This is a genomic window from Raoultibacter massiliensis, from assembly GCF_900199545.1.
Lineage (GTDB): Bacteria > Actinomycetota > Coriobacteriia > Coriobacteriales > Eggerthellaceae > Raoultibacter > Raoultibacter massiliensis.
Map to the genome: position 1 here is coordinate 1,479,926 of NZ_LT962671.1, position 15,394 is coordinate 1,495,319.

Sequence of the window (15,394 nt, forward strand, 5' to 3'; positions counted from 1 at the left end):
CTTTACATCGCTTTCTCTTTACTGAACGCACAATGATTGAATCGAGCCGTTGATCTTGTTCTGCAAAGCCTGTTTGCACTCGTAGGCTATGCCGACGGCGGGCCCGACATGCAGCCCGATGACGGGACTCACCGGAAGCACGCGCACCGATGCGCCGACAAGCGGCTCGATGACGTTTTTCGCCCACTCGAGCGCGGGGGTCTTGTCTCCGATATAGTGGACGACGACGTTTTTGAGACCGTGCTCTTCGACGTCGCCGAGAAACGTCTGGACAATCTTCTCAAGCGCTTTTTTACGGGTGCGCACCTTGGCAAACGTCGTCGCCTCGCCGTCGCGTACGGTCAGCACGGGCGAAAGCTGGATCAGGTTGCCGAGCAGTGCCGCAGCGCCGCCGATCCGTCCGCCCTTCTGCAAAAACGTAAGCGTTTCGGGCGTGAAGAGAAAGCGGGTTGCCTGCATGGAGGAAAGAGCCGCCTCGGCGCACTGATCGAGGCTCTTGCCGGCTGCGGCTGCCTCCGCCGCAGCGAGAACCGCCCATCCCTCGTCGAACCCGCACGAAGTCGAATCGATGATACGGTACGAAAAATCGATGTTGCGGGCTTTAACGGCGCGTGCGGCGCGCACGGCGCCGTCGAACGTTCCCGAAAGGTGCGACGAGATGAACACCCCGAGCACTTCGTCGCCCGCTCGCGCCGCACCCTCGAAAACCTCTTCGAGGGTATGCTGCGAAGGCTGGCTCGAAATCGGAATGTTGTCGATCATATCGTAGATGTCGGCGTAGAACGCATCGAGGTCCATTTCGGCATCGGCGTACTCGATGCCATCGCGGTTGACGTAGAGCGTCACGACTTCGACCGGCTTGCCGGCAAGCATATCGGAAGGTATCGATGCCACTGAATCGGTAATGATCTTGATCATGGTATCCTCTCGTCTTCGATTGCAGCCGCCCATACAACCCCGTGATACGGTTTCACCCGATCGCAGGCGACACTTACCTAAAACTACTCAATGCCCCGCAATTGCACAACCAGATTGTTGCGACGCTCAAAAAGACCACATTCCAAACCGACGGGATAGGAATGCGGATTGAGCATCCGCTTCTGGCTTTCATCAAGCGTTGCCACCTGAGCCGCCGCGCGCCTCTGCGCCTTCATGGCATCGCGGCCATCCTGCGCGAGCACGGCTTCGCCCGCGCGCGCAAGCGGCTCGAGCAACGTGTCGTAGCGCTTGTTTGCAAGCACTTTGCGACGCAGGCTGTCGGCGGGATCGACGATGAGCTCGCGCTTGTTGACGCCGCGGTTCACGTCGTAGACCATATCGCCCGCCAGGCGCGCATCATCGTGGTAGTAGCGACGTACGTCGAGCACGCCCGGAACGGTGAGTTTGACCGCCTGCTCGGTGATCTTGATGCGATCGCGCCATTCCTTTTCACCCGCGTTTTTGGTTGCGGAAAGCTTGTACACGCCGCCGAGCGTCGGCTGGTCGTACGCGGTTGCAAGCTTGGTGCCCACGCCGTACGAAGTGACGCTCGCCCCCTGGTCGCGCAGCGACTGGATCGTATACTCGTCCAAGTCGTTCGACAGCACGATGCCGCAATCTGCAAGTCCCGCCTCGTCGAGGCGCGCACGGGCCATCTTCGAAAGCCATGCGAGATCGCCCGAATCGATGCGGATGCCCGCAAGCCTGTCGCCGCGCTCGCGCATCTCGAGTCCCACGGTGATGGCGTTTTCGATGCCCTGCCTGACATCGTAGGTGTCCACGAGCAGAACGCAATTCTTGGGCATAGCCTCGGCATACGCTCGAAACGCATCGATTTCCGTCGGAAACGACATCACCCACGAATGCGCATGCGTTCCCGAAACGGGCAGCCCGTACAGCTTGCCCGCGAGCACGTTGCTCGTCGAAGCGCAGCCGCCCACAACCGCAGCCCTGCTCGCCCACAGGCCGCCGCCCGCCCCCTGGGCTCGGCGCAAGCCGAACTCGGCGACCGGGGCATCCGCCGCAGCCAAGCACACCCGCGCGGCTTTCGTAGCGATGAGCGTTTGGAAGTTCACGCAGTTGAGAAGCGCTGTCTCGAGAAGCTGGCAATGCATGATGGGACCCACCACGCGCACAAGCGGCTCGTTGGCGAACACGACGGTCCCCTCGAGAACCGCATCAATGTCCACATCGAGTTCGAATGCGCGCAGGTACTCGAGGAATCCCTGCTTGAAGAGCCTTCCTCCCCCCGGCGCCGGAAGCGCTGCAAGGTAGGCGATATCGTCGTCGGAAAACGCGAACGTCTCCACCATCTCGGCCAGCTGGGACATCCCGCATGCAACGGCGAATCCCCCTTTGAAGGGGTTCTCGCGAAAGTACATGTGGAAACATGCGAGATCGTCGGTTTTCCCCGATTCCCAATACCCCTGGGCCATCGTGAGCTGATAGAGGTCGGTCAAGAGGGAGTACTCGTACGTTTCGCCGCTATTCATTGCCGCCTCCGGCCGCACCGCCGGTCGGATTCGATCCCGTTGCGTTGCCGCCCTCGCCGCTTCCCGCCTTGTGGCTGCGCCGCCGCGTCTTGCGATGCGCGCTTTCGCCGCCAGCGGCCTGGCCGCTGGACTGCTGCTTGGGCGCGGTCTTTGCATGGGATGCTTCGGCGTTGCGCAAGCCCGAGGACTTCTGCCCCGGACGCGGGCCCTGACCTTGTTTCTGGGCACCTTTCGACCCCTGGCGCTGGCTCTGCTTTTTCTGCTGCTGGCCTTTGCCCTGGTTCTGGTTCTGTCCTTGGTTCTGTCCTTGGCCCGACCTCTTCTTCTGGCCCGACCTCTTCTTCTGCTGCCCTTGCTGGCTGGACCTTGCCTGCTTCTTGGCCTCGCCCGATGAGGCGTCTCCCTCGGCGCCTACGGTAGTGCTGCGCCTGCGGCGCGGCTTCCTCGTCTCGGTCGCCGCCTCGGACGCCTTGCGCTGCTTCTGCGATCCTCCGGGGCGCCCCTTGGAGCTCTTCGACGATTTGCGCGCCTTCGCATCGCCGAGCTTGTCCTCCCCGGTGAAATGCGGAGTTATCAGCAGCGAATCGGTCAGCGCGTCGAGCACGGTACGGTTCGCGTAGGCGTCGAATACATCGGCCGACACCTTGTCGGGCCTTGCGGCGCCTTCGGAAGTCTCCATTTCGGCAAGCGGGATCTTCACGGTCTTGCCCTCTTGGGTCCTCAGACTCACAAGCTCTTTGGGCATGTCGAGCTCGACGACCTTCGCAGGGCCCTCGGGGGTGTCGATCATGGCGTTCTGCTTAGGGGCGCGCGCCTTGAACTCCTTGTATGCATCGAATTCGTAGCGCAAGCAGCACATGAGGCGCCCGCACACACCCGAAATCTTCTGTGGGTTCAAGGAAAGATCCTGTTCCTTGGCCATACGGATCGAAACCGGGCAGAACTCGCCGCCGAGCCGCTTGCAGCAAAGCTCCTGGCCGCAGTGGCCCAGCCCGCCCACCATGCGCGCCTCGTCGCGCACGCCGATTTGGCGCATGTCGACGCGCACATGGAAATGCGAGGCAAGCTTGCGGACGAGCTCGCGGAAATCAACGCGCTCCTCGGCTTCGAAGTAGAATACGGCCTTGTCTCCGTCGAGCAAGTACTCCACCGAAACCGGATGCATGTCGTCGCTTGCCTCGGAGGCCATCTCCTTGAACAGGGGAAGGGCCTCGTCGGATTTACGCTGCATCTCGGCGGCTTTCGCCTCGTCTTCGGGACTTGCGATTCTCGTAACCGGCTTGAGCTCGCTTTTGAGCTTTTTGATGTCGGCCTCGTCAACTTCGATGATATCGTCGGCCGCATGGCCGAACTCGGTGCCGCGCGCCGTCTTCACGACGACCGGATCACCCTTGCGAATCTCCAAGTCCTGCGGATCGAACCACAGGGTCCTGGGATTATATTGCAGCTTTATGGGAGCTACCCGTACCATATAGTACACTCCTTATCTCGAACAGCAGCGCATCGAGGCATGTTTCAGGTGATACATTATACGTCAACGCCCCGTCCGCGCTGTTGCAGGCCGCAAGCGCCGCCGCAGCACGCGCCTCGTCGGTTTTCGCCGCAGCCTCTTCGATGCTCGCCCGCACATCGGCGTTGATCACGAGTTCGGGCGTGCCGGCGCACACCGCAAGGACGTCGCGCAGCCACGACCGTATGATCGCGGTCATCTGATGAAGCGATTCGAAGCTCTTCGCAGTCAGCGCCCGCTTGTTGCGGGCCTCTATTTGCCGTATGGCTGATTTCGCCAGGAAATCGGCGGATTCGGCAAGTTCTTCCTCCTGTGCCGCGCGAACGATGTCGAGCGGCGCCTTCGCACGCACCACAAGGTCCTCGGCGTAGGTGAGCACATCCCAATCGTCGGCAAGCGCAAGCGAGGCGAGCACCTCGAGAATGCGTGCCCGAAACGTCATGCGCTCGTTGGACTTCAGGAAATCGAGCGCTTTGGTGATCGACCCGCCGCACGCCTGAATCGCGATCTCGGCAGCCATCTTCGTCGCGCCCGTGTTCTGCACGAGAATGCCGGCTGCCTCGCTTGCCGGAATATGGCGAAACGGCACAACCTGGCAACGCGATACGATGGTCGGCAGCACGCTTTCACGCGTGCGGCCCAAGAGGATGAGCACCACATCGTCCGGCGGCTCTTCGAGCGTTTTGAGAAACGCGTTTGCCGAAGATGAGCTGAGCAGATCGACGCGATCGAGGATATAGACCTTCTTCGATGCGCGAATGGGCGCAAGCGATGTATCGGCCACGATATCGCGGATCTGATCGACCAGATAGCCGCCCGCACCCTCGGGCGCGAAGTAGCGCACGTCAGGGTGCTTCTTGCGCATGACGCGCTGGCAGCAATCGCATTCGCCGCATCCCGCCTTATCGCACAAGATCGCCTGGGCGAACGCATACGCCGCAAGCGTCTTGTTCGACCCGGCCGGACCGGTGAACAGGTAGGCGTGGCTCACCTTGCCGCCCGCAATCGCGGCACGCAGAAATTCGCGTACCTGGGGTTGCCCGAGGATGTTCTCGAACGCATCAGCCATCGAGGCTCCCGCCTTCCGATCCGCGGACATCGCCGCCCGAAGAAGCGGCGGACTTCTTGTTGCCGTAGTAGCTCTTCTCGATTTTGCCGAAAAACGCCTCGTCGGCGACCGCGGGATCCGCCATCCACGTGAAGATGTCGGAAAGCGCCGCGAACACCTTGCGAGCCGTATCGGATTTCCTGTCCGCCGAAGCGACGATGCGGATGCGGTCGGGCTCCGCCGCCGCGATCTCCATGAACCCAGCGTTCACGCGCGCATGAAACGATGCGCCCTCGAGTTCGAGGCGATCGGCGCCGACCTGATGGGTGGCGCGCTCAAGCCCCTTCTCGGCGCAATCGCCCACCGTGAGCAGAACCGTTCTGTCGGGGCGGACGCCCTGGCAGGCGAATCGGTTCGCCGCCTCCACGAACGCCCGATCGAGCCCGCGTCCGAATACCTGGTAGGCAATCGTCGAATCGAAGAAGCGATCGCACAAGACAACGGCTCCCCGCGCAAGCGCAGGGGCGATAACCTCGTTGACGATCTGCGCTCGGGCGGCCTCGTAGATGAGAAGCTCGGCTTCATCGGACAGGGCGGAATTCTCTGGATCGAGCACGATCGCCCGCAGATCCTCGCCTATCGAAGTGCCGCCGGGCTCGCGCAGGCAGAGCACCTCGCGGCCATGGCTTTCGAGCGCTTCAGCGAGAAAGCGGATGTGCGTCGACTTGCCGGCGCCCTCGCCTCCCTCGAACGTTATGAAGATGCCGGGGGTTTGCGCCCCGCCATGTCGTTTCCCTTGTTCCACGAATGCGTTCCTCAAGCTACACCGCTGATCACAGCGAATAAATGTCGTTGCCGTGGGTATCGATGCCCACGAATACCGGGAAGTCGGCTACAACGATTCGTCGCAGCGCTTCCGTTCCAAGCTCATCATAGCTTATGGTTTCCGAACTTTCCACGCAGCGTGCCAGAAACGCCGCGGCACCGCCGCACGCCACAAAATAAACGGAACCCGTTTCCTTGCAGGCTTCGTGCACGGCCTGCGAACGAACGCCCTTCCCGATGGTTGCCGCAATGCCCGCCCGATGCAGATCGGGTGCCGCGAAATCCATGCGAGAAGCCGTGGTGGGGCCGACCGCGCCGAACGGCCTTCCCGCCGCAGACGGCGTAGGACCGGCGTAAAAGACGGTCTGGCCGGCGAGCCCGTAGGGCAGCGAACCACCCTCTTCGAGCTCGGCGAGCAGGCGGATATGCCCCGCATCGCGCAGGGTGTACATCGGCCCCGAGAGCAAGCAGGCATCGCCGGCCTGCAGGCTTGCGGCGTCTTCGCGCGACAGGGGCAGCGTCAGCTTCCTAGAGGTCAACGGTACACCTCCGCATGGCCGAGCACCCCATGTTGATCGCAAGCGGCAAGGCGGCGATGTGGCAGGGTGCGGTTTCCACGCGCACGGCGAGAGCGGTGCTGAGCCCGCCGAGCGCACCGGCGCCGATGCCCGTCGCGTTGACGGCTTCGAGCAGTTCCCGCTCGAGCGCCGCTGTCTCCCCATCGGGAGCCGCCTCATCGATCGGCCGCATGAGCGCGCGCTTCGCAAGGCCTGCGACCTTGTCGAACGTCGCGCCGATGCCGATTCCCACCACAAGCGGCGGGCAGGCGTTCGCCGCCTTCTCGCGCACGCACTCGACAAGGGCATCGACGATGCCCGCACGCCCCGCGCCGGGCACGAGCATGACCACGCGGCTCGCATTGTCCGAGCCGCCTCCTTTGAGCATGATATGCAGGCGGGCCGCCCCCGGCTCGTCGATCGGATGGATGTCGGTGAACGCCGGCGTGTTGTCGTTCGTATTCGCACGATCGAAAATCGCGTTGGCCACGACCGATTTGCGCAGACGGGCCTCGTCGTATGCGCGTGCGACCGCACCGTCGACGCCCGAGAAGACATCGCCTTGCACCGCCACGTCGGGACCGATCTCGAGACTCACCCACACCGTACCGGTATCTTGGCAGATGGGGACCCGATCGGTCCGGGCGATCCGGGCGTTTTCAACAAGCTGGTCCAGCACGATGCGGCCGCGTTCGTTTTCCTCCGCGTCGCGCGCCGCTTCAAGGCCTGCAAGGATGTCGGCCGGAAGCTCCCAGGCAAGGCGGGGAATGGCCGAATGCACCGCCTCGGCCACCTCTCTCGCTGTAACGGTTCTGCCCATGAACGCCCTTCGCTATTCCGGCAGGTTCGCAAGGCCCGCGCGCACGCTTTCGGCAGAGGCCCGCAAAGCCGCAAGCTCTTCGTCGGTCAGATCGAACTCGACGATCTCCTCGACGCCGTTTTTGCCGAGACGGGTCGGGATGTTCATGTAGAGATCGTCGATGCCGTACTGGCCGTCGATGTAGGAGCACACGCTCATGACCTCTTTGCTGTCGGTGAGGATCGCCTCGACCATCTTCGCGATCGATGCGCCCGGAGCATAGTAAGCCGAGCCGGTCTTGAGATGGGCCACAACCTCGGCGCCGCCCTTCACAGTACGCTCGACAACCGCCTCCACGTCGTCTTCGCTCATGAGCTCGGTGATGGGAGTGCCCTGAACCGTCGTGAAGCGAGGCCAGCACACCATGCCCTCACCGTGCGCGCCAAGCGCCCAGGCGACCACGTCTTCGGGCATGCAGCCGAGCTTCTCGCACACCGCGAACGACAAGCGCGACGAATCGAGTACGCCGCCCATGCCCATGAGACGGTTGGTGGGCAGACCCGATTTCTTGTAAGCGAGATAGGTCATGACGTCGAGCGGGTTCGTCACGCAGATGTAGACGGCGTTCGGGGACGCCTCGAGGGCCGCATCGATGACCGACGACATGATGCCGGCGTTCACGCCGAGCAGATCCTCGCGCGTCATACCGGGCTTGCGTGCGATGCCGGCGGTGATGACCACTACGTCGGAATCCTTCGTCGCCTCGTAATCGTTCGTGCCGGTCACGTTCACCGTGAACTTCTCGACGCTGCGCATGTGCATCATATCGAGCGCCTTGCCCTGCGGCAGGCCCTCGGCGACGTCCACCAACACGACGTCTGCGAGATTCTTCGATGCGATGATGTGAGCCGCCGTCGCTCCGACGTTGCCCGCTCCAACAATGGTTACCTTGGCCATGGATTTCGCTCCTCGTATTCCGTATCGCCCACGTCGCCTGAAGCCGTAAGCCCGACGACGAGAAAGGCGGAAGCCCGAGAGCATCCGCCTTCCGGTTCTTGTCGATTGTAGATTGTACCGCTATTTCTTCTTCGCGGTGCTTTTCTTGGCGCCCTTTTTCGCCGAAGCGCCCTTTTTGGCGTCTTTATCCTGCTCTTTGCCCGGACAATCGAAGTTCGGACAGAGCTTCCACGGACCGCGGTTCGTGGTGACGATCACCATCGGCGCGCCGCAGTGCTCGCACACTTCGTCGGTAGCGGTGAGCTTGCCGTATTGGGGCAGCGGGTAGCCGGTGTTGCACTCCTCGTAATTCTCGCAGCGGATGAAGCGCTTCAAAGTGCGCGGGTTCTTCTGCGCGATGAGCTTCGCGGTTTTGCCCTGGGCCTTGCACGTCGGGCACTCGCCCACCTCGACGTTTGGCTCATGATTGGTTTCGCAAGTCGGATCGATGCACACGATGCGCGGCTTCGAGCGAAACGCCGTCACCTTGATCTGGGGCATGCCGCACGTCGGACACGGTTCTTCGACCGATTCGACCTTGCCCTTGGGTACCGGGTAGGTGACGTCGCAATCGGGCCACCCCGAGCAGCCGATGAACATCGACCGCGTCTTCTGCGATGCGCGCAGCTGCAGGTCTTTGCCGCATTTCGGGCATTTGCCGATGAAGGCGTCCGCCGCAACCGCATCGGCGAGGGCCTCTTTGACCTCTTCCGAATGGGGAATCAGCTCGCCGAGCTGATCGGCGAGAAGGTTGCGCGAGTTGGTGACGACCGTCTCCTTCGAGGTCGAGCCGGCGGCGATGTTGTCCATCTCGCTTTCCAGCTCGGCGGTCATTTCCGGATGCGTGATGTGCGGCGCGAACTTGTCAAGCGCATCGCACACGGCCATGCCGAGCTGTGAAGGCTCGATGGGATCGTTCATGATGTACTTCACCGCATACAAGCGCTCGATGATCGAGTGGCGCGTCGATTTGGTGCCGAGGCCCAAGCGCTCCATCTCCTGGATGAGCTTGCCTTGGCTGTAACGCGCGGGTGGCTCGGTCTGCTTCTTAGTGCAGGTGGCGCCCCCGAAGGCGATCTGCTGCCCCTGCTCGAGCGCGGGCATCTGCTCGTCCTTTTTGAGGCCGTACGGATAGATGGCGCGAAAACCCTGTTTAACGAGCACGTCTCCGCGACCGATGAACGTCTCTCCCCCGACTTCGAGCGAAACCTTCGTGCCCTCGACGACCGCCGCTTCGGAAAGCGTTGCGAGAAAACGGCGGGCGATCAAGTTGTAAAGCTTGTATTCGGCGGCGGGCAAATCATCGGGCGTCGCCGAGTTCGTAGGATAGATGGGCGGATGGTCGGTGGTTTCCTTTTTGCCGCGCGTCGCCGTGAGCTTGTCTTTCGAAAGCAGCTCCCTGCAGTACGGGGCGTACGCGGGATTGCCGACGAGCCGCTGCACCGTCTCGGCCAGATCGAGCGAGGAGGGATACACCGTGTTGTCGACGCGGGGGTAGCTGATGTAGCCGTCCATGTACAGGCTTTCGGCGATGCGCATCGTGCGAGCGGGCGAGAGGCCCTCGGCCGATGCGGCGGCCATGAGCGAGGTCGTGTTGAACGGAACGGGCGGCGCAACCGTGCGTTTCTTCTTCTCGATGGATTCGACGGTCGCCTTCGTCTTGCCCTCGATGTGCGCCATGACGGCCTGAGCTTCCGATTCCACTTTGAAGCGGGCGGTCTCGTGCGGTGCCTCGAACGCATCGTCGACTTCGCCGAACGCCCCTTTGATGACCCAGTAGTCCTCGGGCACAAACGCAAGGCGTTCCCGTTCGCGAGCCACGATGAGTGCAAGCGTGGGCGTTTGCACGCGGCCCGACGAGCGCACGTTGCCGTATCCAGCGAACTTCACGAGCGTGAGATAGCGCGTGAGAACCGCACCCCAAATCAGATCGATATCCTGACGAGATGCTCCCGCCGATGCAAGATCGGTGTCAAGCTCGACGAGGTTTTCGAACGCGTTGGTGATTTCCTCTTTGGTGAACGCCGAATAGCGAGCGCGCGACACCGGGGCGTCCGGATTGACCTCCTGGATGCAGGAAAGCGCATCCGAACCGATGAGCTCGCCCTCGCGGTCGAAGTCGGTGGCGATCACGATGGAGTCCGCCTTCTTCGCAAGGTTTTTCAGGCTGCGGATGATTTCCTTTTCCTTGGGCAACTTCTCGATGGGCGCATATACCAGATACGGCAGCGCCTCCATCTTCCACGCCTTGAGCTCGACGCCGTCTACCGTAAACGGTTTCTTCTTTTTGAAAGGGGGCTTCGGAAGCGTTGCCGGAATGGCGGCGGGCAAAACCTCGCCTTCCTCGGTCACGCCCTGCCATCCCTTGGATTTCTTATACACGAGCGACGGGGCGAAATCGGGTTCGAGAATGTGGCCGCGAAGACCGATCGTCACCCATTCCTCTCCGTCGAGATCGAACCGATAGACCGGCGTCGAATACACCTTATCGGCTTTGGGTTTGCTTGCGCCGAGCAGATCGGCGATTTTCTGAGCCGCGTCGTTCTTCTCCGTCACAACCAGTTTCACGCGGTTCCTCCTGTTCTTGCAGCCGGATACCGTCCGGCGCATAGTCGTCCACACGATCCCCATGCGTTTATTTACGTGTGCGGGGTCAGATCGCTTCGACCCCCGACGCGCCGATTCCCCGCTTTTTCCGAGGACCGCGTCGGTCGAGCCAAAACAGTTTGTTAGCATACACGATTTTCGACCCATGCAACAGCATTGTTTTTTATCGGGTAGTTTTGGTTAATCCGTAGAGATGTTGTCCGCACCCGTTGAAGATACGGCGCACATTTCATGAATCAGGCAGTTTTGGATTACTCTAGGGTAACGGGAAGCCGTCGACCTGCCAAACACAGCCAGAACGCATCCCGGAAAACAGCAGTATCGACGACGCATACACGCACCACCGGCGGCACCCGTCATACATTGCAAGGCCGAACCCGAAAGGAGCACGCCATGAAAAAAGTCATCGTAGCCTTCACCGGCCTCATCGCGCTCCTCATCGCTGGAATCATCGTCATCATGTTCGTGCCCTCTATCGCAACCTCCGACGAGAACGACCCGATCGCCGGCATCAAAGCCGCAAGCATGAACGCGCTCATCGACGTAAGCGGGCTCAAGGACAAGGCGGCGAACGCCCTCCACGACAACCTCGACTCCATATCTGCGGCAACGGGCCTGAGCGAAGCCGACTGCGCGCAGATCGTCTACAGCCTCGATATCCAAAACTGGGAAGCCGCCGTGCTCCCGAACGCAGCCGAAGAAGCCGGCTCGCTGTCGGGCAGCTACGCGGGTATCGACGGCACCATCACGTACTACGACGACCCCGAATACATCACCGTCAACGCCTACGGCCAAAACGTCACCATGCGCATCCCCGAGTCGGCCCAGGCCTATCTCCCCTATCTCCAATACGCCGATCAGTACCTCGACCAGGCCGCATAAAGCCTAAGCGACGATCGGGCACCGGGGTTCTGCAGCCGAGCACCGAGAAACGCATTACACGAGGGCTCGTCGGCCGCACGTGGGGAACCGTATGTGCGAGGAACCACGTGTGCGAGGAACTGCATGTTAAAGGAACCGCGCGTTAACGGTCCCGCACGCGCGGGACCGCATGCTGCTGGGACCGCGATGGCTTTCCCTGCGAAAAACGCCGCCTGGATGGCGGTCAAGGCAAGCTTCTGTCGGCTCTGGCGCGTTCGATCGACGATTCCTCCGGCGTTTGCGCAGGTCGCGAATTTCACGACAGCCGTACAGGGTCCGAAAAACCGCAAAACGGCCTCCAACACCTGCAGAAGCTTGCCTTGACCGCCATTTTGAGGTGCTTTTTCCGAATGGAACCTATTCAGTAGCAGAAAACGCCGCCCGGAGCATGCGGGCGGCGTTTGCGCAAGCGATAGAATCGCAGCCCTCGCCGTTCGAGCGCGCTCGCCATCGAAAGAGGCAAGCGTTTGACCGTTCGGGCGGGCGCGCCGTCGGGAAAAGCACGCGCCCGCCGAAAGCACCTGTTGCCGCACGGCCCATCGCATCGGCGGCGGCGACATCGATCGTCGCACACGACCGATGTCGCAACCGAACCGGCAACGAAGCCCTAGCTCGTTCGCTCCTTCTTGATCTTGCGCTGGTAGGCGCGCACGATCTGGGAGAGCGTGAAGCATACGATGAAGTACAGCACCGCCATGATGCCGAAGATCGCGAAAATCTGCTCGGTCGAATTGTAGCTGTTCATGAGAATCATGCCGCGGCCCATAAGCTCCTGCACCGCCATAGCGCCCCAGAGGAAGCTTGTATCCTTGATCGTGGTCACGAACTGCGAAAGCAGCGCGGGAATCATGTTGCGCAGCGCCTGAGGCAAGATGATCGTCGCATACGTCTGAACGATCGAGAAGCCCTGGCTCTTCGCCGCCTCGTACTGGCCGAACGGAACACTGGCCAAGCCGCCGCGAACGATTTCGGCCACGCTCGCACTCGTGAAGAGCGTGAACGCAAGCACGGCAGCACCGAGCGGCGGAAGCTGGGCTACGAAGAACGTGAACATGATCCACAGAAGCAGCGGCGTATTCTTGAATATCTCGATGTAAACGGTCGCGATGGCCGAAAGCACGCGGTTGTTCGACGTGCGCATGATCGAGATGACCGTGCCGAGCACGATGGAGCACACGATGGCGATAGCCGAAATAACGAGGGTCATGCCAAGGCCCTGCAGCAAGAATCGCATGTTAATCCAGGTAAAAAGCTCTGCCATGGCTACTTCGCCTCCCCTCGTCCGTCGGTGTCTCGCGCAGCGGAACCGCCCTCGCCAGCGCTCCTGCCGCCCGCAGCGCCCCCAACGCCCGTCCGTTTGGCGAACGCATTCTCGGGATCGGTCCCCGAGGCGTCGATCGGCTCGACATCGCGCGCATTCTCCCCGTCACCCGATTCGGCAACACCGCTTTCGATCTCGCCGGCATCGCCGCCGAGGCTTTGATGGAGCTTCTCCAACGTCGCGATGTGATCCGCCAAAAACTCGTTATCGGCAAACGCCTCCTCGCCGAGAGCCGCCTCTTCGGCCGCTTTCTCCAAAGCAGCCTGCCCACCGGCGATTTTCGGCAGAGGACCCGAGTTCTCGACAGCCGCAGCGGCCTTCTTCACGGCCTCCTTCGCCTCGGACACCACCTGGGCGGCTTCCTGCTTGGCTGCATTCGCCCGTTCGGCAGCCTCCTGCGCAGCCCGCCTGCTCGCCTCGGCTCGCTCGACGGAAAGGGCGCCCTTCGTCATGCGCTCGGCAAGCACATCGGCCACTTCGGGGTTCTCCGCGGCCTCCTGCACGATCTTCTTCGCCAAAAGCTTGCGCTTGGCTCCCGTGCGGCCCGCTTTCGTACGCGTCTTCCTGCGCACGCACGCCTCGTCGCCTGCACACTCGTCCTCGATCTGCTGTTGCAGCTCGCGGCCTATCTCGTCGGCGATCTCGGCGGCGCGGCGGCCGGTAAGCGGATAGGCGCGCCGTATCGAATCAGGGTCGCCCGGATCGACGATCACATGCAGCGGATGACGCGGGGAGGGCGCCACGACCGCCGGTGCGATATCCACGGTCTCGTGCATCGTCTGCACACCGGCGGCCAGACTGTCGGCCGCGGTATGGCCCGTGATGTCGTGCGAACCCGGTGTGACCTCGGTGGGATCGGTCGCCAGGTGCTCGGTCGCGTCTCCCGTGGTCACATGCTTATGCGAACGGGTGCGCCGCTCGAGGTACAGCGCCAAACGCGACAGAGGAAAGCAGATGATGAAGTACAGCACCGCTGCGATCAGATAGACCGGACCGTAATAGCTCGTGGATCCGGCAAACGAATTCGAGAAGTACATGATCTCGCCGCCGACGAAGAACGCGAGGATCGAGGTGTTTTTCACGAGGTTGGCGGCCTGCACTGCAAGGGGCGGCAGGATGATGCGCATGGCCTGGGGCAATATGATGACGAACATCGATTGCCAGTAGCTGAAACCCTGGCTTTTCGCCGCTTCGAACTGGCCGCGATGGATAGACCCGATGCCGCTTCTCACGACCTCGGAAATATATCCGCCGTGGTAGATGCCGATGGCGAAAATGCCGATGTAGACGGTTTCCATGTTGATGCCTATGAGAGGCAGCAGCGCATAGAACACGAACGCCTGCAGAAGCAGCGGCACGTTTTGCACGACCTCCACGTAGATGCGCGTGATAGCGCGCAGAGGCGCGAAACGAGACACCGACAAAACGCCGAAGATCACTCCGAGCACAAGCGCGAGGATAAGCGCGAAAAACGATATGAGCACCGTGGTTCCGAAAGCCGAAAGGATCTCCGGCCAACGGGCGAACAGCGCTTCCCATTTGAACGGTGCGAACGCATCAAGCATCTTCGAGCCCCCATTTCTCTTCAAGGGAGGCCAGCGTACCGTCGTCCATCATGTTCTGCAGCGCTTCATCGATCTGGGCCGCAAGCTCGGTGTTGGTCTTCTTCGTTGCGATGCCGTATTCCTGGGGTGCGAACTGCGCATCGAGCAGCATCGTCGAATCGTCGAGGTATCCCATGAGGATCGAACGGTCGACAGAAAACGCATCGACGCGACCCGTGACAAGCGCGATCTTGATCTCGGGATACGTGGCGTATTCGGCGAACTCCATGTGAATGCCGATCTCGTCGCCCGCTTGGGTGAGCTTGTCACGCGTGGTCGCGCTCGAAGCGACGCCAACCGTTTTGCCGTCGAGGTCGGCCAGCTCGGCGATGCCCGCGCTCTTCTTCACGAGCACGCCGATGTGATCGGTGAAGTAGGGCTGCGAAAAGTTGTAGCTTTTCTTGCGGGCCTCCGTGATGGTGAAGGTCGCAAGCGTCGCATCGAGCGTGCCGTTGTCGAGCATGATGCCACGCGTGGTCACGTTGACTCCCGTTACCTCGAGCTTGTTCGGATCGCCCTTGATGCGGGCGGCAAGCTCGCGGGCGATATCGACTTCGAACCCTTCGATATTGCCCGATTCGGGGTTCTGGAATCCGAAGCCCGGCACGTCGATCTTCGTACCGACGCGCAGCACGTCGTCGCCGGCGCAACCCGCAAGGCTGCCGCCAAGGGCAACGGTTCCCGCGGCAAGCGCCGTGATGCGTATGAAATCTCTTCTGGTCAGCATGCGCACCG

Annotated in this window: 13 protein-coding genes; 1 reads left to right on the forward strand and 12 read right to left on the reverse strand. The window is 61.8% G+C overall.

Features of this window, described 5'->3' with window-relative positions; all coding sequences use genetic code 11:
* Positions 1 to 18: 18 nt before the first annotated feature.
* From C1719_RS10590 to C1719_RS10630, 9 genes are all read right to left on the reverse strand, one after another.
* A complete protein-coding gene (locus C1719_RS10590) occupies positions 19 to 918 on the reverse strand; it encodes a DegV family protein (RefSeq protein ID WP_102375074.1) in 900 nt (299 codons plus the stop codon).
* 83 nt (positions 919 to 1,001) lie between these two features.
* Complete coding sequence (locus C1719_RS10595; RefSeq protein ID WP_102375075.1) at positions 1,002 to 2,471, reverse strand: nicotinate phosphoribosyltransferase; 1,470 nt, start codon at positions 2,469 to 2,471, stop codon at positions 1,002 to 1,004.
* Positions 2,464 to 3,942: a PSP1 domain-containing protein gene (locus C1719_RS10600; RefSeq protein ID WP_102375076.1), complete on the reverse strand. Its 1,479-nt coding sequence runs from the start codon at positions 3,940 to 3,942 to the stop codon at positions 2,464 to 2,466. Before C1719_RS10600 ends, C1719_RS10595 begins: the two co-directional genes overlap by 8 nt.
* Positions 3,908 to 5,050, reverse strand: coding sequence for a DNA polymerase III subunit (locus C1719_RS10605; RefSeq protein ID WP_102375077.1), 1,143 nt, complete (start codon positions 5,048 to 5,050; stop codon positions 3,908 to 3,910). Before C1719_RS10605 ends, C1719_RS10600 begins: the two co-directional genes overlap by 35 nt.
* Positions 5,043 to 5,834 carry a dTMP kinase gene (gene tmk, locus C1719_RS10610; protein ID WP_102375078.1) on the reverse strand — a complete coding sequence of 264 codons (792 nt, stop codon included), beginning with the start codon at positions 5,832 to 5,834 and terminating at the stop codon, positions 5,043 to 5,045. Before tmk ends, C1719_RS10605 begins: the two co-directional genes overlap by 8 nt.
* A gap of 28 nt (positions 5,835 to 5,862) precedes the next feature.
* Complete coding sequence (locus C1719_RS10615; RefSeq protein WP_102375079.1) at positions 5,863 to 6,393, reverse strand: FumA C-terminus/TtdB family hydratase beta subunit; 531 nt, start codon at positions 6,391 to 6,393, stop codon at positions 5,863 to 5,865.
* On the reverse strand, positions 6,383 to 7,231 hold the full coding sequence (locus C1719_RS10620) for a fumarate hydratase (RefSeq protein WP_102375080.1): 849 nt from the start codon (positions 7,229 to 7,231) through the stop codon (positions 6,383 to 6,385). The genes C1719_RS10615 and C1719_RS10620 overlap by 11 nt, the downstream gene beginning before the upstream one ends.
* Before the next feature lie 12 nt (positions 7,232 to 7,243).
* Complete coding sequence (gene mdh / locus C1719_RS10625; protein WP_102375081.1) at positions 7,244 to 8,167, reverse strand: malate dehydrogenase; 924 nt, start codon at positions 8,165 to 8,167, stop codon at positions 7,244 to 7,246.
* Positions 8,168 to 8,287: 120 nt separating this feature from the next.
* Positions 8,288 to 10,774: a DNA topoisomerase I gene (locus C1719_RS10630; RefSeq protein ID WP_102376037.1), complete on the reverse strand. Its 2,487-nt coding sequence runs from the start codon at positions 10,772 to 10,774 to the stop codon at positions 8,288 to 8,290.
* Between the two features lie 432 nt (positions 10,775 to 11,206).
* Here C1719_RS10630 and C1719_RS10635 point away from each other — a divergent pair, with 432 nt between their 5' ends.
* Entirely contained in the window at positions 11,207 to 11,695 is a 489-nt protein-coding gene (locus tag C1719_RS10635) for a hypothetical protein (protein ID WP_102375082.1), read from the forward strand.
* A 646-nt stretch (positions 11,696 to 12,341) separates the two neighbouring features.
* Here C1719_RS10635 and C1719_RS10645 read toward each other — a convergent pair.
* The 3 genes from C1719_RS10645 to C1719_RS10655 are packed head-to-tail and all read right to left on the reverse strand — an operon-like array spanning position 12,342 to position 15,386.
* The gene (locus C1719_RS10645) at positions 12,342 to 12,995 is read right to left on the reverse strand and encodes an amino acid ABC transporter permease (protein WP_102375084.1); all 654 of its coding nucleotides are present in this window, start codon (positions 12,993 to 12,995) and stop codon (positions 12,342 to 12,344) included.
* 2 nt (positions 12,996 to 12,997) lie between these two features.
* Positions 12,998 to 14,620: an amino acid ABC transporter permease gene (locus C1719_RS10650; protein ID WP_102375085.1), complete on the reverse strand. Its 1,623-nt coding sequence runs from the start codon at positions 14,618 to 14,620 to the stop codon at positions 12,998 to 13,000.
* Positions 14,613 to 15,386, reverse strand: a complete 774-nt coding sequence (locus tag C1719_RS10655) for a transporter substrate-binding domain-containing protein (RefSeq protein WP_102376038.1) — start codon at positions 15,384 to 15,386, stop codon at positions 14,613 to 14,615. The genes C1719_RS10650 and C1719_RS10655 overlap by 8 nt, the downstream gene beginning before the upstream one ends.
* Positions 15,387 to 15,394: the final 8 nt, after the last annotated feature.

Coding starts and splice junctions, on each gene's coding strand:
- C1719_RS10635 (WP_102375082.1), top strand. CDS start 11,207: ATGAAAAAAGTCATCGTAGCCTTCACCGGCCTCATCGCGCTCCTCATC.
- C1719_RS10600 (WP_102375076.1), bottom strand. CDS start 3,942: ATGGTACGGGTAGCTCCCATAAAGCTGCAATATAATCCCAGGACCCTG.
- C1719_RS10655 (WP_102376038.1), bottom strand. CDS start 15,386: ATGCTGACCAGAAGAGATTTCATACGCATCACGGCGCTTGCCGCGGGA.
- C1719_RS10620 (WP_102375080.1), bottom strand. CDS start 7,231: ATGGGCAGAACCGTTACAGCGAGAGAGGTGGCCGAGGCGGTGCATTCG.
- C1719_RS10650 (WP_102375085.1), bottom strand. CDS start 14,620: ATGCTTGATGCGTTCGCACCGTTCAAATGGGAAGCGCTGTTCGCCCGT.
- C1719_RS10595 (WP_102375075.1), bottom strand. CDS start 2,471: ATGAATAGCGGCGAAACGTACGAGTACTCCCTCTTGACCGACCTCTAT.
- mdh (WP_102375081.1), bottom strand. CDS start 8,167: ATGGCCAAGGTAACCATTGTTGGAGCGGGCAACGTCGGAGCGACGGCG.
- C1719_RS10645 (WP_102375084.1), bottom strand. CDS start 12,995: ATGGCAGAGCTTTTTACCTGGATTAACATGCGATTCTTGCTGCAGGGC.
- C1719_RS10605 (WP_102375077.1), bottom strand. CDS start 5,050: ATGGCTGATGCGTTCGAGAACATCCTCGGGCAACCCCAGGTACGCGAA.
- C1719_RS10590 (WP_102375074.1), bottom strand. CDS start 918: ATGATCAAGATCATTACCGATTCAGTGGCATCGATACCTTCCGATATG.